The 26,159-nt window shown below is 37.1% G+C and carries 23 protein-coding genes and 1 other RNA gene; 19 read left to right on the forward strand and 5 right to left on the reverse strand.

The window, feature by feature from the left end; all coding sequences use genetic code 11:
• Window positions 1-22: 22 nt before the first annotated feature.
• From pstA to gshB, 4 genes are all read right to left on the reverse strand, one after another.
• Window positions 23-1,312: a phosphate ABC transporter permease PstA gene (gene pstA, locus ACFIKQ_RS04480; RefSeq protein ID WP_375635970.1), complete on the reverse strand. Its 1,290-nt coding sequence runs from the start codon at window positions 1,310-1,312 to the stop codon at window positions 23-25.
• A complete protein-coding gene (gene pstC / locus ACFIKQ_RS04485; protein WP_375635971.1) occupies window positions 1,309-2,769 on the reverse strand; it encodes a phosphate ABC transporter permease subunit PstC in 1,461 nt (486 codons plus the stop codon). The genes pstA and pstC overlap by 4 nt, the downstream gene beginning before the upstream one ends.
• Before the next feature lie 75 nt (window positions 2,770-2,844).
• Window positions 2,845-3,891, reverse strand: coding sequence for a PstS family phosphate ABC transporter substrate-binding protein (locus ACFIKQ_RS04490; protein WP_375635972.1), 1,047 nt, complete (start codon window positions 3,889-3,891; stop codon window positions 2,845-2,847).
• Window positions 3,892-4,033: 142 nt separating this feature from the next.
• Window positions 4,034-4,972: a glutathione synthase gene (gene gshB / locus ACFIKQ_RS04495; protein WP_375644628.1), complete on the reverse strand. Its 939-nt coding sequence runs from the start codon at window positions 4,970-4,972 to the stop codon at window positions 4,034-4,036.
• Between the two features lie 87 nt (window positions 4,973-5,059).
• On the opposite strand from gshB, the gene ACFIKQ_RS04500 reads away from it, so the two are divergent.
• Window positions 5,060-5,854: a molybdopterin-synthase adenylyltransferase MoeB gene (locus ACFIKQ_RS04500; protein WP_375635974.1), complete on the forward strand. Its 795-nt coding sequence runs from the start codon at window positions 5,060-5,062 to the stop codon at window positions 5,852-5,854.
• Between the two features lie 892 nt (window positions 5,855-6,746).
• Here ACFIKQ_RS04500 and ACFIKQ_RS04505 read toward each other — a convergent pair.
• Window positions 6,747-7,310: a c-type cytochrome gene (locus ACFIKQ_RS04505; protein ID WP_375644629.1), complete on the reverse strand. Its 564-nt coding sequence runs from the start codon at window positions 7,308-7,310 to the stop codon at window positions 6,747-6,749.
• Window positions 7,311-7,414: 104 nt separating this feature from the next.
• Between ACFIKQ_RS04505 and ACFIKQ_RS04510 the strand changes: the two genes are divergently transcribed.
• From ACFIKQ_RS04510 to ACFIKQ_RS04595, 18 genes are all read left to right on the forward strand, one after another.
• Entirely contained in the window at window positions 7,415-8,146 is a 732-nt protein-coding gene (locus ACFIKQ_RS04510; RefSeq protein ID WP_375656050.1) for a 3-deoxy-manno-octulosonate cytidylyltransferase, read from the forward strand.
• On the forward strand, window positions 8,143-9,006 hold the full coding sequence (locus ACFIKQ_RS04515) for a prephenate dehydratase (RefSeq protein WP_375635977.1): 864 nt from the start codon (window positions 8,143-8,145) through the stop codon (window positions 9,004-9,006). Before ACFIKQ_RS04510 ends, ACFIKQ_RS04515 begins: the two co-directional genes overlap by 4 nt.
• 344 nt (window positions 9,007-9,350) lie before the next feature.
• On the forward strand, window positions 9,351-9,758 hold the full coding sequence (locus ACFIKQ_RS04520; protein ID WP_375635978.1) for a hypothetical protein: 408 nt from the start codon (window positions 9,351-9,353) through the stop codon (window positions 9,756-9,758).
• Window positions 9,759-11,345: 1,587 nt separating this feature from the next.
• An RNA gene (gene ffs, locus ACFIKQ_RS04525) (signal recognition particle sRNA small type) lies at window positions 11,346-11,443 on the forward strand.
• 223 nt (window positions 11,444-11,666) lie between these two features.
• Window positions 11,667-13,607, forward strand: a complete 1,941-nt coding sequence (locus ACFIKQ_RS04530; RefSeq protein WP_375656051.1) for a DNA polymerase III subunit gamma/tau — start codon at window positions 11,667-11,669, stop codon at window positions 13,605-13,607.
• 14 nt (window positions 13,608-13,621) lie between these two features.
• On the forward strand, window positions 13,622-13,945 hold the full coding sequence (locus ACFIKQ_RS04535; protein ID WP_012754643.1) for a YbaB/EbfC family nucleoid-associated protein: 324 nt from the start codon (window positions 13,622-13,624) through the stop codon (window positions 13,943-13,945).
• A gap of 29 nt (window positions 13,946-13,974) precedes the next feature.
• Window positions 13,975-14,580 (forward strand): recombination mediator RecR, encoded by a 606-nt coding sequence (recR, locus tag ACFIKQ_RS04540; protein ID WP_012754642.1) that lies wholly within the window; start codon window positions 13,975-13,977, stop codon window positions 14,578-14,580.
• Between the two features lie 49 nt (window positions 14,581-14,629).
• On the forward strand, window positions 14,630-15,658 hold the full coding sequence (locus tag ACFIKQ_RS04545; RefSeq protein ID WP_375635980.1) for a YeiH family protein: 1,029 nt from the start codon (window positions 14,630-14,632) through the stop codon (window positions 15,656-15,658).
• Window positions 15,659-16,397: 739 nt separating this feature from the next.
• Window positions 16,398-17,084, forward strand: a complete 687-nt coding sequence (tsaB, locus tag ACFIKQ_RS04550) for a tRNA (adenosine(37)-N6)-threonylcarbamoyltransferase complex dimerization subunit type 1 TsaB (protein ID WP_375652637.1) — start codon at window positions 16,398-16,400, stop codon at window positions 17,082-17,084.
• Entirely contained in the window at window positions 17,084-17,566 is a 483-nt protein-coding gene (gene rimI / locus ACFIKQ_RS04555) for a ribosomal protein S18-alanine N-acetyltransferase (protein WP_375652636.1), read from the forward strand. The genes tsaB and rimI overlap by 1 nt, the downstream gene beginning before the upstream one ends.
• Window positions 17,567-17,606: 40 nt before the next feature.
• Entirely contained in the window at window positions 17,607-18,983 is a 1,377-nt protein-coding gene (miaB, locus tag ACFIKQ_RS04560) for a tRNA (N6-isopentenyl adenosine(37)-C2)-methylthiotransferase MiaB (protein ID WP_375656052.1), read from the forward strand.
• Window positions 18,984-19,141: 158 nt separating this feature from the next.
• The gene (locus tag ACFIKQ_RS04565; protein WP_375644663.1) at window positions 19,142-20,266 is read left to right on the forward strand and encodes a PhoH family protein; all 1,125 of its coding nucleotides are present in this window, start codon (window positions 19,142-19,144) and stop codon (window positions 20,264-20,266) included.
• Window positions 20,263-20,754 (forward strand): rRNA maturation RNase YbeY, encoded by a 492-nt coding sequence (ybeY, locus tag ACFIKQ_RS04570; protein WP_375635984.1) that lies wholly within the window; start codon window positions 20,263-20,265, stop codon window positions 20,752-20,754. The genes ACFIKQ_RS04565 and ybeY overlap by 4 nt, the downstream gene beginning before the upstream one ends.
• A gap of 85 nt (window positions 20,755-20,839) precedes the next feature.
• A complete protein-coding gene (locus tag ACFIKQ_RS04575; RefSeq protein WP_375628544.1) occupies window positions 20,840-21,865 on the forward strand; it encodes a hemolysin family protein in 1,026 nt (341 codons plus the stop codon).
• Window positions 21,828-23,462, forward strand: a complete 1,635-nt coding sequence (gene lnt, locus ACFIKQ_RS04580) for an apolipoprotein N-acyltransferase (RefSeq protein WP_375656053.1) — start codon at window positions 21,828-21,830, stop codon at window positions 23,460-23,462. The genes ACFIKQ_RS04575 and lnt overlap by 38 nt, the downstream gene beginning before the upstream one ends.
• A 148-nt stretch (window positions 23,463-23,610) precedes the next feature.
• The gene (locus tag ACFIKQ_RS04585) at window positions 23,611-24,024 is read left to right on the forward strand and encodes a helix-turn-helix domain-containing protein (RefSeq protein WP_012754634.1); all 414 of its coding nucleotides are present in this window, start codon (window positions 23,611-23,613) and stop codon (window positions 24,022-24,024) included.
• 130 nt (window positions 24,025-24,154) lie between these two features.
• Window positions 24,155-25,423, forward strand: coding sequence for a methionine adenosyltransferase (gene metK, locus ACFIKQ_RS04590; protein ID WP_273787797.1), 1,269 nt, complete (start codon window positions 24,155-24,157; stop codon window positions 25,421-25,423).
• On the forward strand, window positions 25,420-26,121 hold the full coding sequence (locus ACFIKQ_RS04595) for a tRNA (guanine(46)-N(7))-methyltransferase TrmB (protein ID WP_375652632.1): 702 nt from the start codon (window positions 25,420-25,422) through the stop codon (window positions 26,119-26,121). Before metK ends, ACFIKQ_RS04595 begins: the two co-directional genes overlap by 4 nt.
• Window positions 26,122-26,159: the final 38 nt, after the last annotated feature.

Consider the following 26,159-nt stretch of genomic DNA (forward strand, 5'->3'; position numbering starts at 1 on the left):
CAAAACTGTTATTTTATTAAAATTACTGGCGGCGTTCAAATCGTCGACGTAAACAAACCGCAGAAATATTCATGATTGCAAGAAAAATCATTAATACAATAATAGCACCTGACGTCTTTTCAACAAAAGCGCGCTCTGCTTCACCCGCCCACATAAAAATTTGAACAGGCAAAGCCGTTGCTGGATCCATGGGGGTTGTAGGAATATTAACAACAAAAGCAACCATTCCAATCAGAAGCAAAGGCGCTGTTTCACCCAAAGCCTGTGCGACTCCAATAATTGTGCCTGTCAAAATACCAGGCGCAGCTAAAGGAACAACATGATGAAAAATCATTTGTGTTTTTGATGCTCCCAGTCCTAAAGCTGCTGCACGAATAGAGAGAGGAACTGCACGCAGAGCAGAACGTGTTGCAATAATAATCGTGGGAAGAGTCATGAGCGCTAAAACAAGACCACCAACAAAAGAGGCTGAACGTGGTAATCCTAAAAAATTAACAAAAAACGAGAGTCCTAAAAGACCAAACACAATTGAAGGAACAGCTGCAAGATTATTGATATTAACCTCTATAAAATCTGTAAATTTATTTTTGCGTGCATATTCTTCCAAATAAAGAGCCGTTGCTATGCCTATCGGAAGTGAAACTAATAAAACGATGCCTATCATATAAAGAGAACCAATAATCGCAACACCTAATCCCGCAGTCTCAGGACGACTTGAAGCGCCAAATGTAAAAAAACCAATATTAAATGTTTTATAAAGCGTACCATCATGCGCTAAACGCTTTATCCATTCTACTTGTCGATTAGAAACTTTACGGTTTTTTTCTGCTACACGCAGATCAATCTGTCCCTTATAAGCAGAATCAATATCCGCAGATGCCAAAACCTTAACTTTTTGCATTGTGCCAATCAGTTTTGGATTCTTTGTTACCATTTCACGCAACTGAACGCGGACACCATTTGAAAACATACGGTTAACTTCTCGAAGAGAGGCGCGGTCATTTTGATCTATATTAAGTTTCTTTGCTAAAGCATTGCGTACAAGAAGTGGATAATTCGCCGTCATGAGCACTCGCGGTTTTGTTTTATGTTGACCACTTGGATCAATGATCTTTTCATCCAAATAAATCAATAATGTCATTTCACTTTGAAAAAAAGCTGTATAACCCTGACTAATGATAGACCATAAAAGCGTAAATAAAAAAAACAAACCAATAAAAATAGCAATCAAACCATAGGCACGAAAACGACGTTCAGCCCAATACCGACGCTTGAGGCTAATATTGCGACGAGGGAAAAAATCTTCATTCATTCATATTGTTCCCGATATTTACGCACAATATAAAGAGCCAGAATATTCATCAAAAGTGTCATAACAAAGAGCGTCATCCCTAAGGCAAAAGCCACCAGAGTTTGTGGAGAATTAAACTCAAAATCACCGGTCAATTGATTAACAATCTTAACAGTCATCGTAGTCATTGCTTCGAAAGGATTGAGTGTTAAGTTTGCTGCAACACCTGCCGCCAAAACCACAATCATTGTTTCTCCAATTGCACGCGATGCCGTTAACAAAATGGCCCCCATAATCCCTGGAAGCGCTGCTGGTATAACAACTTTTTTAATTGTTTCAGATTGCGTTGCGCCTAAACCATAAGAACCTTCACGTAAAATGCGTGGAACAGCCGTAATAACATCATCCGATAAAGAGGAAACAAAAGGTATCAACATAATTCCCATCACAACTCCAGCGGTCAAAACACTTTGTGCCATAATAAACCCAACCCCATCTGAGAGAGAAACAGAGAGATCACGTAAAAATGGTCCTACAACCTTCAAAGCAAAAAAACCATAAACAATGGTTGGAATGCCAGCAAGAACTTCTAATAATGGTTTTACAATTGCTCGCAATCGCGCAGAAGCATACTCAGCCATATAAAGAGCTGAAAATAGCCCTATAGGTACAGCAAAAAGCATGGCGACAAATGCAATATAAAGCGTACCAGCAAGAAGCGGTATTAAACCAAATTGTCCTACTTCATCGCTTGAGCCGCTCGCGGAAAAACGCGGATCCCAAACTGTTCCTAAAAAGAAATTTGAAAATGATACAGACTGAAAAAAGCTTACTGTCTGAAAAAGCATAGAAAGCGCAATGGCTATTGTTGTCAAGACTGCAACAATAGATGCACAAATTAATCCAATAATAATAAAAGATTCAACCTTATTGCGCGCACGCTGATGAGGCGCAATTTGCACCATTCCACAGATAAAACCCAAAGACGCAATAATAAAAAGGAAACCATAGCCTATAAACTTAAGCTTTTCAGAAAAGAATACCCACGACTGTGCTATTTTGAACACATCATCCGATGCTTCACTAGGTAAAATCAATCCCTTCGCGAATAACTGTGCCTGCACTTCCTTATAGGAAGCGGTAGAAAGATTCCCCTCAAAGCGATGAATCATTTTGACGAGACTTCGAAGTGTCTCCCAAAGTAGATCATGATTTACAGACTTTGTTACATGCGCACTATACGCCCCAAGCTCTCGAGAGGCATTATATTCTAAATAAATTGTACTCCCAGCATCCCAAACAATTAAAAAAATAAAAGCTGGAATAACAGTAATCAAAAATGTCCACCAGCCATAATAATACGCACGAGAATGCATCTTATGTTGTTTGTATTCAAGAATGCGTGCTCGCATATAAGAAATACAAAAGCCACAAAATCCAAAAATCAATAATAGAAAAATAATGAAGGAAATGCGCATTTTATCTTTCAGTTTTTATAAAAAATAGCACCTAAATTTCCTATCCCAGAAATCCAACCAATTATTCCCTGCAAATTATTTCAATGTCATTACTCGACCAGTAGAAAAATCAGAACGCTGTGCTTGACGCTCCTTTTCAGGAGAAACAATCAAACCATATTCAGCCAAAGGACCATCTGGACCAATCATTTGATCAGAAAGAAAAAAGTCAACATACTCTCGCAAACCTGAAACAATATCTAAATGTGCTTTCTTAATATAGAAAAAAAGCGGTCGAGAAACTGGATATTGTCCACTAGAAATCGTCTCAACTGTTGGCGCAAAACCGTTAATATCGGCAACCTTTAGCCTATCAGCATTATTTTGATAAAAAGACAAACCAAAAATACCAACCCCTGTTTTATTAGAAGTTAGACGCGCAAATGTTTCAGAATAATCACCATCAATATCAACCGCTTTTCCATCCTTACGTACCGCAATACAAGCAGTGTGTATCTCCTTATCATCCATTCCTAAAGACTTCATCACCTCAACTGCCCCACTCTCTTTACACCCCTCAGTAAGTAATTTTTCCTCAAAAACTTCACGCGTCCCATGCTTCTCTCCAGGAATATACGCTGCTATCGTCCAATCAGGAAGAGCACTATTAACTGCACTCCATTTCAAAACATTATTCGGTTGCAACTTTCCATCTATAATAATTCGAGCAGCAAGAGCTTTATAAACATCTACTGGCTTTAATTTCCAATCAGGACCTTTAATATCTGTTGCAAAAACAATACCATCATACCCAATACGTATTTCCTCAACATCTTTTACACCAGCATCAACACAAGACTGTAATTCACTCGGTTTCATGGCTCGCGAAGCATTAACAATATCAACGGTGTTCTCCCCAATACCACGGCAGAATTCCTTAATACCAGCTCCTGTTCCACCCGATTCGATAACAGGAACCTTAAAATGGGGATAAATTTCTCCAAATGTCTCAGCAACAATCTTTTGATAAGGTAAAACTGTAGATGAACCAGTAATCTGTATTTGATCGCGCGCATTGCCTCCATTTGCTGACAGCAGTAGCGCAAAAATCAATCCCACTCCAATTGATAATACCCTGCTCATCTATAAACTCCCTAAAAATTGAGGACAAAGCCTCTTAATTTATATCATACGGTCATTCTAGTTCACATTTGCAACATAACAAATATAAAAAACAACATGGATCATTTTTTTAAAACCATGTTTTTGTCCTCTGTCAAATAAATTAATTTGAACGCTTGAACTCAATAACATCCCAAAACAAATGAGCAACATCTGTACCGCAGAAGCGTTTAATTTCACGAATTCCTGTAGGAGACGTCACATTAATTTCTGTTATATAATCTCCGATCACATCAATCCCCACAAAAAGAAGACCACGTTCCTTTAAGGCTGGAGCAATGCGTTCACAAATCTCATAATCACGTTTTGTTAACTCAACATTTTCCGCGCGACCTCCAACATGCATATTAGAGCGCACATCTGTTTTTGTCGGAATTCGATTAATAGCTCCAACGGGTGTACCATCAAGCAAAATAATCCTTTTATCTCCTTTTCGTACTGCCTCTAAATAGCGCTGAACAATAAAAGGTTCATGATAAATTTCTGCAAACATTTCCAACAATGATGCTAAATTGCGATCATCTTGTTTTAAATAAAAAACACCAGCGCCCCCATTTCCATAAAGTGGTTTAACAATAATATCGCCAAATGTCTCTCTAAAAGCTGTTATTTCTTCAATATCTTTGGTAATTAATGTTTCTGGCATCAGATCAGAAAATTCAGTAACAAAAATTTTTTCTGGACTGTTGCGTACCCATGCTGGATCATTCACAACGAGTGTTTTAGGATGAATACGTTCTAACAAATGAGTCGTCGTGATATAATTGAGATCAAAAGGTGGATCTTGGCGTAAAAGAACCACATCCATATCTGTTAATTCCGTGCGAACAGGCTTTTCTAATTGATAGTAGTTTTCCTCTTTATCATGCACAATCAATGGCTCTAGTCGTGCAATCACACAACCATCGCACAGAGATAAACGATCTGGTGTATAATGGAAGAGAGAATGTCCACGTTCTTGTGCTGCTAAAGCGAGTGCAAATGTCGTATCTCCTTGAATCCGAACTGTTGAAATATGATCCATCTGAATAGCAATTTTCATAAATAAATCCTCCCTATCCTAAAAGCAGACTGGTCTATGCACCATAAACTTAGTAAACAATAAAAGAACTATGACAAGAGAAAATTTATGACACAAGAAACAGATACAAAATTAAACAACAAAGAAATCGAACGCTATGCACGCCACATCATTTTGGCTGAGATTGGTGGTGCAGGGCAACAAAAGCTAAAAAAAGCACGTGTTCTTGTTGTGGGCGCTGGTGGTCTTGGTGCTCCTGTCTTAACCTATTTGGCTGCCGCAGGTGTTGGAACCCTTGGAATTGTCGATAACGACATCGTTTCACTTTCCAATTTACAACGCCAAGTTATTCATAAAACAAATGCAATAAACAAAAGAAAAACAGACAGTGCTGAAACCACTATAAAAGCAATAAATCCCCATGTTGTAGTTGAAAAACACACCCTACGCCTAGATAAAAGTAATGTGGATAAACTGCTCAATGCTTACCACATCATTGTTGATGGAAGTGATAATTTTACGACACGCTATCTTCTTGCTGATCACGCTGCCCAATGCAAAAAACCTTTAATAAGTGGTGCTGTAGAACGTTTTAATGGTTCATTAACCGTCCTTATGCCGTATAAAGACAATAATCCTCACTATCGCGATTTATTTCCCACGCCTCCGGCTCACGGAACTATCCCAACATGCGCTGAAACTGGAATCATCGGTGTTTTACCTGGCGTTATTGGGACCCTACAAGCAATGGAAGTTATTAAAATGATCACAAATATTGGTGAACCCTTAGTGGGAAAAATTCTTCTCTACAATGGATTATTAGCGCAATTTAATATTATTACTTATAAACGCTCAAATTATAAGGAAAATGCCATAGTTATTAAGAAGCTTGGGGAATCATGATTATGTCTCCTCGCGCATTAATTTTTAGCACTCTCGCAATATGTATTGAAATACTGATGTTTTATCGTAAGTCATCGAAACACTGTAACCAATGGAAACTATTAAATTTATCACAAATATGGAAGACCTTTTGTGAAAAAATAATTCTCTATAATAGCTTATCAGCATAATTTCATGTCATCGTCTATAAATGAACAAAGACTCGTGCAAACTTAGCTGCCATCAGTATTCTTGTGTAAAAAATTTTCGAAGTAGATAAAAATATAATCAGCAGAACTCTATTTTACTATTTACACATAAAAATTGCTTCACATGAAAGTGCTTACTTCAAACCATAACCTGTAAATAAATAATCTAAATCATAGTTTAGTTATCGATACTATAAAAGATCAATGATCTGTCCCTACACCTCTAACCTCAAGAGAAAACGTCTATTCATCAAGCATCATAAAACGCAGCTTAGGATTATTGCACGTATAAGAATAATAAATTGTCTCTGTCCATAAGAAAAATACATGGGTATTGATGTGTACAGAAAGATTCTGTTAAACCTCATGGAGAGCTTTAATTACATAATTATTGCATTCAGAAGAAGAAAGCTGCGGCTCATGAATTTATAATCCTTCAGCAATAATTTCACAGACAAGCATATGTAGAAAAAGTGAAGCAAACGAATCTTGAAAATCAATCTGCAGATGACAGCGTAAAGAGTGCATTTTTATAAAAGATCTCTTTAAAACAAGCGAGTAAATATGTAACATTAAATGTATTCTGTTTTGAATGAGGGACGTTCCCCCTAACAAAACATCGATAAGAGCTCTTTTGATAAAACCGTGAAACTAAAATTACAAAAAATCAGACTTCTTTCTAAAATTAACATCTATGGTATAAGTTAATTTGGCTCGTTCGCTTTATTATTATCCATTGGTAAAGGAACAGGATGATCGGATAAACTGCGTAAATAAAGCAAAAGATCGGCACGATCTTGATCATTTTTAATTCCACGAAAAGACATAATAGTCCCAGGAAAAGCTTCACGTGGAGAATGTAAATAACGATCCAAAGTGATAAAATCCCATTTTTGATCAGAATGAGAACGCAATGCCCGTGAATAAGCAAAACCTGCTGCTGATGCCAAAGGGCGATTAACAATCTCCCAGAGAACTGGACCAACACGCCCTGCTTCATTGCGTCCAGAAGTATGGCATATGGCACATTGGCGAAAAAGTTTACGGCCATTTTCAAAATTGCCTTGTTGAAGACGGCTATTTAGTGATAGAGAAACATCAGGTGCTTTTTGTTTTTCTTGAAATGTATCATTCTTGGCAACTGTATGATAATATTGGACTGATGTAGGATGATCGTAAACTATATTGCTGAGTGTAGAAATCCCCACAATAATGACCAGCACACATAAACAAGCACAAATAAAATAAATAAATCTCGAGCGATTCATAAAAACTCAAATGTTCACGGTTTCATTACCATTTTTAGTTTAAGCTTTTTCTTTATAACACACAACATCATAAATGCATCACAGATGACATTTGGAATCTTACAATGGCTCTTGAACCAATTATTCTTATTCCTGCTCGTATAGGCTCAACCCGTCTTCCTCAAAAAGCTCTCGCTGAAATTGGCGGAAAGCCGATGATTGTACATGTCGCAGAACAAGCCCAAAAAGCTGCAATAGGGCGTACGATCGTTGCAACAGATCATAATGATATTGCTAAAGCTGTTGCAGATTATGGGCATGAATGTATCATAACACAAGGTGATCATAAGTCTGGATCTGATCGTATTTATGAAGCTTTAATGCGTATTGATCCTGAACAACGTTACAATACCATTTTAAATATACAAGGTGACTTACCAACAATAATGCCTCGTGAAATCATTCATGCGCTACGCCCTTTAGAAAATAGCTTTACTGATATTGCAACCTTGGGTGCTCGAATCATTGAAGAAAATGAAAAAAGAGATCCCAATGTCGTCAAAATCATTGGTACACCTCTTTCTCAAAATCGCCTTCGTGCTCTTTATTTTACGCGCACCACAGCACCTTATGGAGATGGTCCTCTTTATCATCATATTGGAATATACGCTTATCGGCGCGAAGCACTTGAGAAATTTATATCATTCAAACCCTCTACACTCGAGCAACGCGAAAAACTTGAACAATTACGTGCATTAGAACATAATATGCGCATCGATGTGGAGATAGTTGATACAATTCCCTTAGGCGTAGACACACAACGTGATCTCGATAAAGTGCGCGAGATTTTAGCATGAAAATACTTAAAAAAACCAATAAAATTTCTTTCCAAGGAGAATACGGCGCTAATTCCCATATTGCTTGCTCCAATATGTTCCCCAATATGGATGCTGTTCCCTCTGCTACTTTTGAAGATGCCCTTAATTTAGTGGAAAGTGGGAAAGCTGATCTTGCTATGATCCCTATTGAAAATACTCTTGCGGGACGCGTTGCAGACATTCATCATCTTTTACCGCAATCATCTCTTTATATTATTGATGAATATTTTTTACCTATCCATTTTCAATTAATGGTTTTGCCCGGCGTTACATATGACGAAATTAAAACCGTCCACAGCCATACGCATGCCCTTGCACAATGCCGAAAAATCATACGAAACAACGGTTGGAAACCTGTTGTTTCTGCTGACACCGCTGGAGCTGCAAAATTTATTAAAAAAAATGCTAAACGTTCACAGGCTGCCTTAGCTCCTCTGATCGCAGCAGAACTCTATGGACTTGATATTCTTGAAAGGGATGTTGAAGATACCCCTCATAATATTACCCGTTTTGTCATCCTTTCACGCTCCAAACGACATGTTCCCAAGCCTAAAAATGGCGAAAAAATCATCACCAGTCTTCTTTTTCGAGTGCGCAATGTCCCGGCTGCTCTCTATAAAGCTATGGGAGGATTTGCAACGAATGGTATCAATATGACAAAATTAGAAAGCTATCAAATTGGTGGAAATTTCAATGCAACACAATTCTTTGTTGATATTGAAGGACATCCTGAAGATCCGATGATGAAACTTGCCTTAGAAGAATTATCTTTCTTTTCTGCAGAACTGCGTATTATCGGTACTTATCCGGCACAAAACGATCGAACATCGTATATATAAAAGCAATTCAACTTGTATAAAAATCAATGTAAAAACACAGTAACCAAACATAAAAACGCTTGTACCATATATTTCCCTTTATATATTAAAGAGAGGTTCTTGAGAAAAGTCATTTCTTCTGACAATTTATTTCAATAAAGATAACGAACTTCCAAATTAACTCTCAAAACAATTCAAATTATTATACATAATAGAGCATTCAAATCTCTTAGACTGATATCATTCTGAACATGGTTTAAAGCTAGAAAATGCAACTTAGCCCTGCTTTTAGCATTAAGTTTGAACTTTCATTTTTATAAAAACTGATTTATGATTCATCTCACTTTAGAAAAAAGGAAAGGATAATGAAAAAAATCTTCGCGCAAGGATTATTAGCCGCAAATATTTTCGCCTACTCTAGTGTTGCATTTGCTGGCTTTGGTGAGAGAAAATGGAATTTTTCGCTGGATGAAAGTGTTGTGATCACCCCATCCGATATTGTCCATCAAGGAGTTGAATACTCTTGTAGTATCTTTAAACCGAATAAAGTATCCTTCACTTTATCGTACTCTACCCCTTCTGATCTAAACAAATTGAGAATTGTTGTTGATGATGAAAAGAAAATAACCCATGATAAAGAAAAGAAGGTCTTTACACTAAAAAATATAAAATCTCTTCATATAAGTTTTCCTTCGTCAGGACATTATATTTTTAAAAATATTACGAAGAAAAAAGTTGTTGGAACGAATTGTGATACAGGAGATTATGATTAATAATATTTCTATAACATCTAAATTTGAGTAGAGTTATTCTTTTTTCAGGTATTTTTTTCAAAATACGACATGATAAGCTGTTAAAACTAATCGCTGAAGAGGTATTTTTATACTAATATGGAAAAACCTTAAGCTGCTCAGAACATTAGATATTGAAGGACTTTTGCAAAAACTAAAAGACTAAACTTAAATTGTTCTGGATTTTCTACTATAAAAGCTATTTTTTAATAAGAATATGACTTCTATCTTCGTAGCTGCTTCATTTTAAGTGCTATGAAGCACATCTTACCCAAATCACTTAGATAAACAGAAAAGCAAAATTTTCTCTATAGATGCATTCCTCGCTGCATTTTAAATCACACTCATTCAGCTTTTTGTAAAAATTCATCTCGTTTTTCCCTCCTTGTTAAAGAATATAATTATTTGAAACTATAAAATGTCGCTTATATCGAATAAGAACCATTTTTACGCTTATAAAACCAGTACCCCCTTATTTCTATAGCGCTGAATGTTGCATCTTCTCTTGTATGAGCACAGTCACTTAAAAAATATATGAAACCTTTTCTCAAATGATGAAAATTCATATATTGATCCATCTTGTGATAAACATCGATGTTTTTTAATTAAAAGAACAAGCACGCAAAGAGCGATAACATCTACTCAGTATTTATATTCGTATATGTTAAAAGAAAAAATATTACGTATTTGATATTCTCATTCACTATAGAAATCAGGTGGTGGTCTTATAAGATATTTAAGATATTGACTTATCATTATAAGACTTTGATTTTTTATACTGAATTACAATCACAAATAAAGTAAGATCCTCCCATCTTAAATCTTCATATTGAATCAATTAAAATCGTTTCCTTGAAAGTTACAAATGGGGGTGGTGTGTGAGTAAAAACGATTAAAAAAGGAATAAAAATGCTTCTTATAAAGCCTCTCAAGTGCAAGGGATCGCAACATTGGGAATTGTTAATAGTATGAGGGCTCAAATTTATACTTTTATTAAGCATAAAGAGGGTAGTGTACAATGGATTTATACCTCAAGGGAAGTATGTATACTATTTACGAGCGGGATTTGAAATATAGTTAACAGTACTGAGCAATAGCTCTTTAAAAAGCATGTGAATGTAGAACATTAAGTTATTCTGTTTGGGATGTTCTGTTTTGTGTGAGAGGAGCAACACCATTAAAGCAATATTTGCTAATTATTTAAATAGCACTCTTCCCCCTAACTTTCGAATGTTAGCCAATTACATGATCTATCTACTTTATTTGCTTCTTTGACTGTTGTAAATTTTTGATGATTCAATTTCGTAGTTTTAGAACAGACGTATCTATCCTAACACTCTTACATGTTTCAGCGAATGAGAATAATTATACATTCAGATTATCTTAAGCGAAAAATATTTTCATACCAAATAAATATGAAGAGCTACTGCTATGAAAACTGGTAAATCCATAATCTCTTTGTTGTTTATATGTCAATAAATTAAACGCAAAGGAAAATTCTTCGTCGTTCTTAGGATATTTTTCGTTTCTGAGCTTGATTTTTCATTCCAAATCGACAATATGAACTTGGGAGGTTGGTGGTGGACGAACTGCTCGCCAACTGGGTCAGGTCTGGAAAGAAGCAGCCCCAACGAGTTTTGGTACGGGTCATCGTGCCAACCTCCTATTTTGCTGAAGAAATTATTTTTTATGCTGTCTTTTAGCGAGGTGCCTTTAATCTTCAGAGCGGCATTTTTATGCAGCAAATAAAGGGGTTTGGTTATTTTTTAACAAATTGTCCCATAAATAATTTGATTAAGAAAAAATCCTTTTATATGAGACTACAGTATTGATCTATGCTTTTGTATTATCAAAATGTACGCATAAAGAACTTCGAAGTTGGAAATATTCATGGAAAATGTACCGGTAGAAACAGCCTATCGTGTTCTTGCTCGTAAATATCGACCCCAAAACTTCTCTGACCTTATTGGTCAGGAAGCTATGGTGCGTACTCTCACCAACGCCTTTGAAAAAGGTCGTATTGCACAAGCGTGGATGTTAACAGGGATTCGTGGCGTAGGTAAAACCACAACAGCACGTATTTTGGCACGTGCGCTTAATTATAAAACAAAAGATATTGACCAACCGACAACCGTATTAGACTCTCTTGGTGAACATTGCACACAAATTATCGAAGGACGCCATATTGATGTTATAGAAATGGATGCCGCTTCTCATACGGGCATTGATGATATTCGTGAAATTATTGAACAAATACGCTATCGTCCTGTTTCTGCACGTTATAAGGTTTATATTATCGATGAAGTACATATGCTCTCAACACAAGCCTTTAATGGTTTATTGAAAACTCTTGAAGAACCACCGTCCCATGTGAAATTTATTTTTGCCACAACAGAAATTCGCAAAGTCCCTATTACAATCCTTTCGCGTTGCCAACGTTTTGATTTGCGGCGTATTGAATCAAAAGCTTTGAGTGCACATTTGCGCCAAATTGCGAAATATGAAAAGGTAGAAGTAGAAGATCAAGCACTCTCTATGATTGCCCGTGCTGCAGAAGGATCTGCACGTGATGCATTATCCATTTTTGATCAAGCGATTGCCCATAGCAATGGCAATGTTAATGCCATTGCGGTGCGTACAATGTTAGGATTAGCGGATCAAGCACGTATTATTGATCTTTTTGAATTTATCATGAAAGGCGATGTTGTTAATGCATTACATGAATTACGCAGTCAATATGAGGCAGGTGCTGATCCTCTTACTATATTGACAGAACTAGCCGACTTTAATCATTTGGTCACACGTTTACGTTTTACACCAGAAATAGTGGAAGATTTCTCACTGACTGAAGAACAACGTTTAAGAAGTTTAGACTTTTCAAAAAAACTTTCCGTTCCTATTTTATCCCGAAACTGGCAAATGTTACTCAAAGGTTTACAGGAAGTTAATCAAACTGCACGTCCGCTTCAAGCCGCTGAAATGCTTTTAATTCGTCTTGCTCACACGGCTGACTTACCAACTCTTGATGAAGCTTTAAAAAAGCTTACGCAAGAAAAAACACCTCTCACACTGGTTAAAAACTCTTCTCATCAAGAATCTACAAATGCAGATAATATAACAAAAGAAACAATGGTCGAAGCCCATGCTTCCTCGAGCGTTTCAAATACATTACCAGATCAATCAGATTTAAAAACATCCTTGAAAAACCAATTAGATCATTCCTTACAACCGGAAAATTTAGTTAGAAATCAAAAACCTGACAAAATCAACGTCCAAGAAGTAACAGAAACTCTTGAAAATTCTCAATCTATTGATCTTTCTGAAAAGAGTGCAAATTTATCGCATTCTGTCACGCAAACAACAGAAAAGATTACTCAACCTAAAACTCTAGTGATTAATTCTTTGCACGATATTGTTCAATTAGCCGAACAGCATAATGATGCCCCTTTCAAACTTCTTATTAAAGAATTTGTTCATCCTGTTTCTTTTGAAGCTGGGCATATTACCTTAAGACTTTCTGAAAATACCCCACAATTTCTTGCTCATGATATAGAAAAAAAGATATCTCAATGGACTGAAAAACGCTGGACAATAACTTTTGTTAATGAAGGAGGTGGCCCAACCTTACAGGAGGAAAGTATAGCGATTCAAAAGACTCTTTTTTCCAATGCAGAAACAGATCCTGATATCGCGAAAATCCTCAACCATTTCCCAGAAGCAAAAATTGTCGATATTCGACTCAATAAAGAAGAAAATGATCTTGATTTACTCCCCAATACCTTTAAAAATGCTGGTATTTTTAAAAATAAAAATGATATCAATGATGAATAAGGATACCTATTCCTATGCGTGAAATGATGAGTATGATGAAAAAAGCCAAAGAAATGCAAGAAAAAATGCAGAAGATTCAGGAAGAAATAGCTAATCTGCAAGCTACCGGCACTGCAGGCGGAGGTCTCGTCAATATCACTTTAAATGGCAAAAATATTATAACAGCAATTCAAATTGATCCTTCATTACTCAAACCTGAGGAAGCTGAAATTCTCGAAGATCTCATTATGGCAGCTTATAATGAAGCAAGAACAAAAATCGAAATCGCAATAGAAGAAAAAACCAAAAGTATAACGGCAGGGATACCGCTCCCTTCGGGTTTCAAGCTTCCATTTTAATGAAACGGATTTTTCCGTGGGACAAAAATATGTCTAAATACATTGCAGGACCTGAGATTGAACGTCTCATTCAGATTTTATCACGTATACCAGGTCTTGGTCCACGTTCAGCGCGTCGTGCTGCGCTTCATCTTATCAAAAAAAAGGAAACATTGCTGGAGCCTTTAGGAGCAGCTATACAAGCAGCTATAGAAAAAGTCGGCATTTGTTCTGTTTGTGGAAATGTCGATACCATTGATCCTTGTTCAATTTGTACAGATTTGCGCCGCGATGATACAACAATCATCGTTGTTGAGGATATTGCTGATCTGTGGGCTCTTGAACGCGCAAAAACTTTAGCCGCACGTTACCATGTATTGGGTGGACGACTCTCCCCCTTAGATGGAATAGGTCCTGACGAACTCAACATTGCCACCTTAATACAACGTGTTGTACAAAATCCTATTACGGAAATTATTCTTGCTGTCAATGCGACTGTCGAAGGTCAAACAACTGCTCACTATATCACCGATCAGCTCTCTAACTTCTCCGTTAAAATTACGCGACTTGCTCATGGTGTTCCTGTAGGAGGCGAGCTTGATTATCTTGATGATGGAACTTTAGCAGCAGCTGTACAAGCACGAACAAATCTCTAAAACTTTTTCCTCTTCACCTTTAGCTCTTTAATGACGGGGGAATATTAAAATGTCAAAGAAAAAACTCTCATTTTTGAACGACCTTGGTCCAGGTATTCTATTATGCCTGCTCATATCTGCCTTAGCTTATGGTTTAGAAGTAATAGAAAAACAGTTTTTCGCAGAAGCGTGGCTTGAAAGCCTTGTTTTGGCAATTCTTTTAGGATCAATTACTCGTAGCTGTTTTAATCTGCCCAAATATTTCCAAAAAGGTATAGTCTTTTGTGCAAAAACGCTTCTTGAAATTGCTATTGTTCTTTTAGGGGCAAGCATTAGCATCCGTGCTGTTCTTTCAGCCGGTTGGAATTTGCTTGCAAGCATCGTATTCGTTATATTTATAACGATCCTCATTAGTTTTGTTATAGGCAGACTTTTTGGACTTTCTGCAAATTTAGCAATGCTGGTCGCTTGTGGTAATGCCATTTGTGGCAATTCAGCTATCGTTGCAACTGCCCCTGTCATTCATGCTAAACATGAAGATGTAGCGGCAGCAATTGCTTTTACCGCTCTTTTAGGGGTTCTTATTATTTTATTTCTCCCTTTTTTACACCCACTTTTGAATTTATCATTTAACCAATACGGTGTGCTTGCTGGCATGGTTGTTTATGCTGTACCACAGGTCTTAGCAGCAACAGCGCCAATATCTTTCGTGAGCGTTCAAATTGCAACAATTGTCAAATTGGTGCGGGTTTTAATGTTGGGCCCTGTTATTTTTATCCTATCCATCATCTATCGTCGATCAGCACAAACACATTTTCGTCTACATACTCTCGTCCCATGGTTTATCATCGGTTTTATTATCATGATGCTTATTCGTTCAAGCGGACTTATTCCTGAAACGGCTATAAACCCGATCAGACTTATTGCTCAACTGTTCACGGTCATTTCAATGGCAGCTTTAGGATTAGGTGTTGATATCCGCTCATTAAAAAAAGCAGGATGGCGCGTTATTTTAGCTTCAACTTCCTCCATACTCCTTCTTGGCGCGTGTAGCCTTATCATGATAGGATTGATTGATCTGAACCATATAACATTTTGAAATATGCATTAATTATTTTTTTTCAATGGAGCATGCAATCAATCCAAAGGTTCACTAATATTAAAATCAGTTCTTTCATACAACCAGAAAAAGTTCTAAAATACTGCTCATTATTCTATACAAAAAAATTGAAAGAGCTGATATTTAAGTGAAAACTGTCAAATTTGCTTTTCAGTCCATAATGATTTGCAACGACGTAGTATTAAAATACGTAACTCATGCAAAACAATGCCATTTCTTTCATCTGCTCTCATTACGCTGAAGTTTTTATATAAAGAGTGATAGAATATGCTCTTATTGGGAAAAAATGTGGGGTCATGGCTTTCCCCCTTTTAACTTACTTTTACTTACTATGGAATACAAATGGCATCATCATACTATTTGATAGCTCAAAATGTTTGTGACAATCCTTACATTTAAACGATTCGTGAAAGGAGTTTTTATTCTTTTCTTCAACAGTTTTTATTCACACCCTAATTCCGCTTGTAATATACAAGCTAATAACTTTAATTGTCTCACCATAAGTAGATTTGAAATAAGAGAATCTTACAATATTCAAGGTACTCATTCAAAAAGTGAAAACAAATAGGGATTAAATCAACATCTCGTTCTATCCCATAAAAAGATATTGTTGCTTATTGGCACTAGTAACTTTCTTACAAATGAAATATACGATAATAAAAAGATTAAAAATACAGCAGAACTTTTGTTTATCGTTTTATTCAACTAAAATATTTTTATGCTTATCCTTGCTATAGATACTGCTTCAATTTATTGTGCTGTTGCGCTCATTCGTCATAAATCTGTTATTGCGCGTATCAATGAGCGCATGAACAAAGGGCATGCTGAAAAACTTATTGGGCAGATTACACAAACAATGACACAAGCCAATATGACGCTTGATCAAGTTGAGCGTATTGCTGTCAATATTGGACCTGGATCATTTACTGGTGTACGTGTCGGTGTTGCAACAGCGCGCGCTTTGGCATTAGCACTTGAAATACCTGCTGTTGGAGTAAGTGCTCTTGAAGCGTTAGCAGCACAAGTAATAAACAGTAAAAGTACAGCATCAGCAATTACTGTTGTCATTGAAGCAGGGAGAGAGATGTTCTACCATCAAAATTTTCATAATGATCTCACACCTTTGGGAGCGCCTGGATTAAAAACAATTGAAAATATCCTCGAAGATTTACCAAAAAAAACCCGACTGACCGGCCCAGCTACTGATGTCATTGTGGAGCATATTAAAAGCCATAAAATAAACGAAAAAATTGTCCTAGAAAAAATCCCCTGCGAAGCGGCTGATATTGTAAACTATGCTTATCTTGCCGCAAACAAACAATCAAAAAATTCTCCTCGCCCACTCTATCTACGCAGCGCTGATGCAAAACAACAAACCAATTTTGCTTTACCACAAAAAAAATAATGCCCAAATTTTCATTGACAAAAAAGAATTTTGGAATTGCTCCGCTACAAGTTAATGATGGTGCTCCTCTTCATCAAATTCATCAACATTGTTTTACTCCGTCTTGGGGAAAACAAGCTTTTGATAATTTCTTAACAGATCACTCTATCTTCGGATACAAAGTGTTTCTCATTGATCGCTCTGATCAAATTTTAGGCTTTTGCCTATGCCGCCTCATCCTTGATGAAGCAGAAATCATCACAATTGCTGTTCACCCTCATTATCGTCAACAAGGAATTGGTACCTTTCTTATCGAAAGCACAGTGCACCATCTTCACGACAAAGGCGCTATAAAATTATTCTTGGAAGTAGAAGCCACAAACCTTTCTGCTTTGAACCTTTATCAACGCTTTGAATTTCAAAAAATTTCTGAACGTCTTGCCTACTACCCGTCAAAAGATGGTCGTGGTGATGCAATTATCATGCAAAAAACTTTTAAGTAAATAGATTGAGATTTGTGTAAAAAACATTTACACATGCACCATGAATAAAGAAAATCCTAAAAATACGCCTCCTGTTGCTCCGAAAAAGGTTTTTATCAAAACCTATGGATGTCAAATGAATGTTTATGATAGCCAACGGATGACTGATAGTCTCAGTTCGCAAGGCTATGTGACAACACAAATTCCCAATGAGGCCGATCTTATTCTTGTTAATACCTGTCATATTCGTGAAAAAGCAGCAGAAAAACTTTATTCTGATCTCGGTCGTTTGCGCGTTATGCGTCAAGAGCGCACACCTGATAAACCCCTGATGGTTGGTGTAACGGGTTGTGTTGCACAAGCTGAGGGAAGTGAAATCTTGCGCCGTGCTCCAACAGTGGATCTTGTTATTGGTCCGCAAATGTATCATCGCTTGCCAGAATTGTTAGAGAAAGCCAAACAAGGAAAAAAAATTATCGAAACAGACTATGCTGTTGAAGATAAATTTGCTCATTTACCGCCCCATAATAAACATGCAGTAAGAAAACGAGGTGTTAGCGCATTTTTAACAGTACAAGAAGGTTGCGATAAATTTTGCACTTTTTGTGTTGTGCCCTATACACGCGGTGCCGAAATATCACGATCCGTTGAGCAAATTACTGAAGAAGCCCTTCAACTCATCGAAGCGGGTGTCAAAGAAATTACGCTGCTTGGACAAAATGTCAATGGTTGGCATGGGCAAAGTGCTGATGGCAAAACTTGGCGTCTTGGCGATCTTCTTTATCATCTTGCAAAACTCGATGGTTTAAAGCGTTTGCGTTACACAACCAGCCACCCACGTGATATGGATGACAGCCTTATTGCCGCGCATCGAGATCTTGATATGTTAATGCCTTACCTCCATCTTCCTGTTCAATCAGGTTCAGATCGCATCTTAAAAGCTATGAACCGCCAACACAAAAGCTCTCATTATCTTCATCTTATCGAAAAAATTCGAACCGCACGGCCAGATATTGCCTTTTCAGGCGATTTCATTGTAGGGTTTCCAGGAGAAACAGATGAAGACTTTGAAGAAACCATTAAACTTATTCAACAAGTACAGTACAGTTCAGCTTATTCTTTTAAATATTCCCCCCGTCCTGGAACAGTGGGAGCCACAATGAAAAATCATGTTGATGAATCTGTAAAAGATGCCCGCCTTCAACATTTACAAGTCCTTCTCCTTGAGCAACAAAATGCGTTTTTGCGTTCTAAAATTGGTCAAAAAACTAACGTTCTCATCGAAAAACCTGGACGTCACTCAGGGCAAATGGTAGGACGTTCCCCTTGGCTTTTACCTGTTGTCGTAGATACAGAAGTCTCTACAGGTAGCGTAATAGAAATTCATATTAAAAATGCAAGCTCAAACAGTTTTGTTGGTGAAGTGACAAATAGATAAACATACTTCTAAAACCTTGTTCACAATAAATATTTTGGAAAACTCTTTTATTTTAAAAGAAAATGATTACATCTAAAACGTGCACTTTTTTTAAAAAATGTCTTTTATAGAATTTACTTAACAAAACGTGCAATATTTATGTAGATATGGAGAATAGGCTGAAAGCTTCAACCGAAAAAATAAAGCGTATTAAAGAAAAAGTAAATATGTCCCTTGAAAAGGCTGATACCTTGAAACAAACAAGCGCTTCAGATCCGAGCCAAGTTGTTTTGATTTTCGAAAATAATAAATATGCAAAAGCAGTTTTTGGTAAATTTGACGAAAATCTCGCTTATATCGAAAAAAAACTTGAACTTAGTATTCATCCGCGTGGTAATGAAGTCTTAATCCGTGGAAATATTTCTGTTATAAAACGTGCGCAATATGTATTGCAGCAACTTTATGAACGTGCCAAAACACACCAAGAGCTCACTTTATCAGATATAAAAGGAGCGCTTGCTATGGCAAATATACCAAAGAAGCAGAAAGAAGACACAATAACACACAAATCTGCAACGAAACATATACCAGCACGGTTGAGTACCCATAAAAAAATAATTCATGCAAGAACTCCAATACAAGATGCTTACATACGCGCTATGGAGCATACTGAACTTGTGTTTGGTGTAGGACCAGCAGGAACAGGCAAAACGTATCTTGCTGTTGCTCATGCTGCAATGCTTCTAGAACGTGGTATCATTGAGCGAATTATTCTCTCACGTCCGGCTGTTGAAGCTGGAGAACATCTTGGTTTTCTTCCCGGTGATCTCAAAGAAAAAGTCGACCCATATTTACGACCACTTTATGATGCTCTTTATGATATGATGCCCGCTGAAAAAATAGAACGCATTTTAGCTTCTGGTGTCATAGAAATTGCTCCTCTTGCCTTTATGCGCGGACGAACACTTGCCCATGCTGCTGTTATTCTTGATGAGGCACAAAATACTACGCCCATGCAAATGAAAATGTTCCTCACACGTCTTGGAGAAGGAACACGTATGATTGTTACCGGTGACGTAAGCCAAATTGATTTGCCTACAGGGCAAAAATCAGGTCTCATTGAAGCAATTCGCATTCTTTCAAATGTAGAAAATATTGCGATTGTACATTTTGATGAAAAAGATGTTATACGCCATCCACTTGTTGCTGCTATCGTTCGTGCTTATGATCGCGATTCCGAAATACAAAATAAAAAAAAATCATTCGCATGCGGTGCATTAAAAAATGAATTTGATTCATCATGATTATTATTGATATAATGGTTAAAAGCGCAGGGTGGAATGATGAGAAAATGCTTTATAATATCACTGAAAAAGCATTAATGACGACTATGCATCATGTTTCATTGGCAAATGTTGTAAGCGAGATTAGCCTGCTTTTTACGGATGATAAACATATGGCACAAATCAATGCACAATGGCGCAACAAAAACAAATCTACTAATGTATTATCCTTTCCTGCTTTTCCACTTAAAGCTGGAAATCGACCTGGTCCCATGCTCGGTGATATTATTATTGCGCGAGAGACTGTTGTTCTCGAAGCAGAAAAACAAGGAAAAACATTTCAAGACCATTTAACGCATATGATTGTTCATGGTATCTTGCATCTGCTTGGCTATGACCATGAAACTGATAATGAAGCATATCAAATGGAAAAGCTCGAAAGAGAAATTCTGCAAAAGCTTTCCATAAAAGATCCTTACGCTGAATTGTCTATAAATGATAAAATTTAACTTTTAAAATCAATATTACGAGCATACCATTTAAAGCCTCTCATTCACCTAATTATAAAAAGAAAGTTTAGAAGATTTCAAAACCATGACAAACAAAACAAATGCACAAAATAATAGTCAAACATCTTCTAATAATGAAAAAAAAACCTCTCAACAGACGAATCATACAGAAAAATATTCTCTGATGAATCATTTGTTTTCATTCTTACGGGGTCGTAATTGTGTGTCTACATCACTGCGCGATGATCTTACCGTTGCACTCACGACTGACAATGAAAAAGACACTGCCCTCTTCTCACCTGAAGAACGTACTATGTTACATAATATTTTACGCTTACGTGAAGCACGCGTGGATGATGTTATGATACCACGTTCTGAAATCGAAGCACTGGAAATAAACACTTCACTTGGAGAAACCCTTAAATGTTTCGCAAAAATTGGTCATTCTCGCTTACCTGTTTATGCTGAAACTTTAGATGATCCGCGCGGCATGATTCACATCCGCGATATTCTTAACTATATGACACGCTTTATTGTCAGCCCAACAAAAACCGAACAGAAATCCGATTTGCTTCAATTAAACCATACAGACTTACATACCCCAATCGGTGAATTGGATCTGATCCGAACTGTTCTCTTTGTTCCAAGTTCCATGCTTGCAAGTAAATTATTAACACGAATGCAAACTACACGAACTCAAATGGCTTTAGTTATTGATGAACATGGGGGAACAGATGGTCTCGTTTCAATGGAGGATATTGTTGAATTGGTCGTTGGTGATATCGAAGATGAACATGATAATGTCGACAATGCTATCGTACGTGAACCAAACAATAAATGGCTCGTTGATGCAAGAACTGAACTAGAAGATGTGGAGAAAGCTCTTGGTCCTGATTTTATCGTAGGGGAATATGGTGATGATGTTGATACGATTGGTGGTTTGATCGTCTCCATTCTTGATCGCATTCCTGCCAAAGGTGAAATTGTCGAAGCTGTACCTGGTTATAGATTTCGTATTTTAGAAGCTGATAAACGCCGGATTAAGCGATTGCGTATTTTTCGCATTCCAAAAAATGAGAATCTTGAGAACAATGTCATCCCTAAAGAATAGTCCAGCGTTTTTAAACAATTTCATCGTTTTTTTGTCCTCTGTTACCGGTTGGAAGCGCCAAGCATGGATATTTCTGTGTGGTGCTCTTACTTCTTTTGCACTTCCACCCTTTTATTTGACACCTCTTTGCTTTTTAACTTTCCCTCTCTTTATTGTTTTACTTGACTCAATACGGGCCGCAAAAAACAATAAAAAACATTTTTTTATTTACGCTTTAAGCTGTGGAACCTTTGGTTTTAGTTATTTTATTTGCGGACTTTGGTGGCTATGCAATGCTTTGTTAACAGATCCAGATTCTTTTGGTTGGGCAGTCCCATTAGCCATTTTAGTTCCTCCACTCTACCTTTCTCTTTATTGGTTTTTTTCTGGTTTCATTGTTGGTTTATTATGGACAAAAGGAATAGCACGCTTTTTTGTTTTAGCCTTTGCATTAGGATTGGCCGAGTGGTTGCGTGCGTTTTTATTCACAGGATTTCCATGGAATGCTCTTGGCTATACAGCCATGCCAACCCCAATGTTCATGCAATCTGATGCAATCGTGGGACTTTACGGAATGAATATTCTTGCTGTCTTAGCCTACAGTTTGCCAACTGTTTTATTAACAGATGAAAAAAAGAAAGTAGCACTTTCTCTCTGCTTATCACTTATATTTATTCACAGTGGTTTTGGGTTTTATCGTCTTCATACTATAGAAAACACAGCTGAAAATCAAAAAAGTTCTTATTGGGTGCGCATTGTTCAACCTTCCATCCAACAAAATATAAAATTGCGTGATAATACACGAGAAGCTATGTTGGAAGCGCATATGAATCTAAGTGCAATGCCAACAACTGACCAAAATTCAGAACCCGATTTTATCGTATGGCCCGAAGCTTCCGTTCCTTACCTTCTCTATGATAACTCATCTATCACAATGCGCATTGCCTCTCTTTTAAAACCTAAACAATGGGCTATTATCGGAGCAATACGAGCCAGCAATGATCTACCTCATTCCCAAACACAATATTTTAATACAATTGCAGTCATTAATGCTCAAGGTAATATTTTAAATACTTCCGATAAACTTCATTTGGTTCCTTTCGGTGAGTATCTTCCTTATCAGGATTTATTGAAAAAAATTGGATTGCGTACCCTTGCCGATAATATTGGTGGATATAGTGCTGCAAGTGTGCGCAAAATTGTTACAATGCCAAACGGATTTTCTTATCTACCCTTGATTTGTTATGAAGCAATATTTCCCCATGAAATGACTTTTAAAGGCTCCTCGCCTCAAGCAATTATTAATATTACAAATGATGCATGGTTTGGTGTAACACCTGGACCCTATCAACATCTTCAACAAGCACAACTTCGTGCCGTTGAACTGGGAATCCCCCTCATACGAGCAGCCAATAATGGAATATCAGCTGTTATTGATTCTTATGGACGAATCGTTGTAGCTCTTCAACAAGATGCTGTGGGCATTATTGATTCACAAGTTCCATCATCCATTACCCCTATAGGAAGCAATGAATACAGAACTTTCTCTACTTTTATCTTATTCATCCTTATGCTATTGTGTCGTGTTGGTTTTGGTTCTACAAAACAGCTTAAATGATTCAAGTGCCCTTTGTACGGTATTATGTTGCGTGTACCAGTAATATTGGGAAAAAATATTACATATTATCTTAATTATATGATGAATCAGCTTCGTATAAATATGATGTTGGCTTAGAAGAAACGTGCTGGAAATAAAGAGTTGCATTATGACCGAAACTAGAAAAAAACCTGACCCTATAGATATCTATGTTGGAACTCGTATCCGTTTACGTCGTAATATTTTAGGACTCACTCAAGAGAAACTAGGCGAAAAATTAGGAATTACTTTTCAGCAAATCCAAAAATATGAAAAAGGAACAAACCGTATTGGTGCCAGTCGTCTTCAAGCGATAGCGGAAATTATGGATGTTCCTGTTTCTTACTTTTTTGATAAAGGTATTACCTCCCAACAAGTAGAGGGTTTTGCTGAAAGTGATCACAATTTTATAGACTTTTGTTCTAGCAGCGAAGGGATTCAGCTCATGCGCGCTTTTACAAATATATCTGATGCTAAAGTGCGTCGAAAAATTATTGACTTGGCAAAAGCACTTTCTGAGGAAGATTTGACAAATAAGCTATAAATTAAAATTATATCTTTTTTCTTTTATTCATATAAATTTTCATTGACGATTTGCTGTAGAATTAGCAAATCGTGACAACTTTAGTAAGCAATTAATTAAATCGTTGATTTTCTTTTTTGAAGGAGTTCCTATGCCGCATCAAGATTATCTTTTTACGAGCGAATCGGTATCGGAAGGACATCCTGATAAAATTTGTGATCGTATTTCCGATGAAATCGTTGATATGATCTATAAAGAAGCTGAAAAGACTGGTACTGATCCATGGTTAATACGCGTTGCCTGTGAAACTCTCGTCAGTGTCAACCGTGTTGTTATCGCTGGTGAAGTGCGTGTTCCCGATACGCTATTAAAAAAAGATAAAAATAAAGAATTTATCTATGATGAAACTGGCTTTCCACTCATTAATCCTACGCGTTTTCGTACAGCAGCGCGCCGTGCTATTCGTACCATTGGCTATGAACAAGCAGGTTTCCATTGGAAAACTGTTAAAATTGATGTTCTTTTGCGCCCTCAATCAGCTGACATAGCAAGAGGAGTTGATAATGCTACGGATCGGCATGGTGAAGAAGGAGCAGGTGATCAAGGCATCATGTTTGGATATGCTTGCCGTGAAACACCTGATTTCATGCCTGCGCCGATTTATTATGCGCATAAAATTCTCAAACTTCTTGCCACAGCCCGTCATAAAGGAGAGGGAGAAGCTGGAAAATTAGGACCAGATGCTAAAAGCCAAATAACCATACGCTATAAAAATGGAAAACCGATAGAGGTCACATCCATTGTTCTTTCAACGCAGCACCTCGATGAAAGCTGGGATTCCAACAAGGTACGTACAGTGGTTGAACCTTACATTCGTCAAGCTTTACATGACATTCCCATTGCAGATCAATGCAGTTGGTATATTAACCCAACAGGAAAATTTGTCATTGGTGGTCCTCAAAGCGATGCCGGATTAACAGGACGCAAAATTATTGTGGATACTTATGGAGGTGCAGCACCCCATGGAGGCGGTGCTTTTTCAGGAAAAGATACAACAAAAGTTGATCGTTCTGCAGCCTATGCGGCACGCTATCTGGCTAAAAATATTGTTGCTGCTCATTTAGCAGAGCGATGCACCATTCAACTCTCTTATGCAATTGGTATTGCACAACCTTTATCTATTTATCTCAATCTTCACGGAACAGGAAAAGTCGATGAAAAAGTTATTGAAGCAGCCATTCGCAAAATAATGGACCTTTCACCTACCGGCATTCGAAAACATCTTGACCTCAATAAACCTATTTATGCGAAAACAGCTGCCTATGGTCATTTTGGGCGAAAACCAAAACACGATGGTTCGTTTTCATGGGAAAAAACTGATCTCGTGAAAACGCTTCAAACAATGATCCAAATCCCATGATTAAATATAATACACGCAAGAGTGAAGCATTTTTTGGACGCCGACAAGGAAAACAACTTCGAAACAGTCATCTTACACGTATAAAAATGCTTCTCCCCAATTTAAATATTGATTTAAATGTCCCACCTCCCTCAAACCTTACATCCTTATTTTCAAGCAAAGTAAGAGAAATTCGACTTGAAATCGGCTTTGGTGGAGGTGAACATTTACTTCATGAAATGGAATATTTTCCAAAAACCGGTTTTATCGGCGTCGAGCCCTTTATCAATGGCATGGCAAAAATATTGTTGTCTCTTGAACAGCATCAAAACTATCAAAATCATCTTCGCCTCTATAATGATGATGCTACACGCCTCCTTGATTGGCTCCCTGATAACTCGCTTGATGGAATAGACCTCTTCTATCCTGATCCTTGGCCGAAAAAGAAACACTGGAAACGACGTTTCATCAACACAAAAAATCTTAACCGTTTTGCTCGTGTTCTTAAAATAGGGAAAATTTTTCGCTTTGCTAGTGATATCGACAGTTATGTAAACTGGACTTTGTACCATTGTGCACAACATGATCACTTTGAATGGAAAGCAGAAAAACCTCAAGACTGGAAACTCCCTTATCCACTATGGAAAGGAACCCGCTATGAAGCAAAAGCTTTACGCGAAGGACGGACGCCCGCCTATCTTACCTTTATCAAGAAATAAATGATCAAGCGCTTTTCTCATAAACAACTTGAAAAATT

Origin of the sequence: Bartonella sp. MR63HLJHH (genome assembly GCF_042194155.1) — a bacterium.
GTDB classification, from domain to species: Bacteria; Pseudomonadota; Alphaproteobacteria; order Rhizobiales; family Rhizobiaceae; genus Bartonella; species Bartonella grahamii.

Coding starts and splice junctions, on each gene's coding strand:
- ACFIKQ_RS04545 (WP_375635980.1), top strand. CDS start 14,630: ATGTCAAAGAAAAAACTCTCATTTTTGAACGACCTTGGTCCAGGTATT.
- ACFIKQ_RS04500 (WP_375635974.1), top strand. CDS start 5,060: ATGACACAAGAAACAGATACAAAATTAAACAACAAAGAAATCGAACGC.
- metK (WP_273787797.1), top strand. CDS start 24,155: ATGCCGCATCAAGATTATCTTTTTACGAGCGAATCGGTATCGGAAGGA.
- ACFIKQ_RS04575 (WP_375628544.1), top strand. CDS start 20,840: ATGACAAACAAAACAAATGCACAAAATAATAGTCAAACATCTTCTAAT.
- pstC (WP_375635971.1), bottom strand. CDS start 2,769: ATGCGCATTTCCTTCATTATTTTTCTATTATTGATTTTTGGATTTTGT.
- ACFIKQ_RS04490 (WP_375635972.1), bottom strand. CDS start 3,891: ATGAGCAGGGTATTATCAATTGGAGTGGGATTGATTTTTGCGCTACTG.
- ACFIKQ_RS04505 (WP_375644629.1), bottom strand. CDS start 7,310: ATGAATCGCTCGAGATTTATTTATTTTATTTGTGCTTGTTTATGTGTG.
- rimI (WP_375652636.1), top strand. CDS start 17,084: ATGCCCAAATTTTCATTGACAAAAAAGAATTTTGGAATTGCTCCGCTA.
- ACFIKQ_RS04595 (WP_375652632.1), top strand. CDS start 25,420: ATGATTAAATATAATACACGCAAGAGTGAAGCATTTTTTGGACGCCGA.
- ACFIKQ_RS04530 (WP_375656051.1), top strand. CDS start 11,667: ATGGAAAATGTACCGGTAGAAACAGCCTATCGTGTTCTTGCTCGTAAA.
- tsaB (WP_375652637.1), top strand. CDS start 16,398: ATGCTTATCCTTGCTATAGATACTGCTTCAATTTATTGTGCTGTTGCG.
- gshB (WP_375644628.1), bottom strand. CDS start 4,972: ATGAAAATTGCTATTCAGATGGATCATATTTCAACAGTTCGGATTCAA.
- miaB (WP_375656052.1), top strand. CDS start 17,607: ATGAATAAAGAAAATCCTAAAAATACGCCTCCTGTTGCTCCGAAAAAG.
- ACFIKQ_RS04515 (WP_375635977.1), top strand. CDS start 8,143: ATGAAAATACTTAAAAAAACCAATAAAATTTCTTTCCAAGGAGAATAC.
- ACFIKQ_RS04585 (WP_012754634.1), top strand. CDS start 23,611: ATGACCGAAACTAGAAAAAAACCTGACCCTATAGATATCTATGTTGGA.
- recR (WP_012754642.1), top strand. CDS start 13,975: ATGTCTAAATACATTGCAGGACCTGAGATTGAACGTCTCATTCAGATT.
- lnt (WP_375656053.1), top strand. CDS start 21,828: ATGAGAATCTTGAGAACAATGTCATCCCTAAAGAATAGTCCAGCGTTT.
- pstA (WP_375635970.1), bottom strand. CDS start 1,312: ATGAATGAAGATTTTTTCCCTCGTCGCAATATTAGCCTCAAGCGTCGG.
- ACFIKQ_RS04510 (WP_375656050.1), top strand. CDS start 7,415: ATGGCTCTTGAACCAATTATTCTTATTCCTGCTCGTATAGGCTCAACC.
- ACFIKQ_RS04520 (WP_375635978.1), top strand. CDS start 9,351: ATGAAAAAAATCTTCGCGCAAGGATTATTAGCCGCAAATATTTTCGCC.
- ACFIKQ_RS04535 (WP_012754643.1), top strand. CDS start 13,622: ATGCGTGAAATGATGAGTATGATGAAAAAAGCCAAAGAAATGCAAGAA.
- ybeY (WP_375635984.1), top strand. CDS start 20,263: ATGATTATTATTGATATAATGGTTAAAAGCGCAGGGTGGAATGATGAG.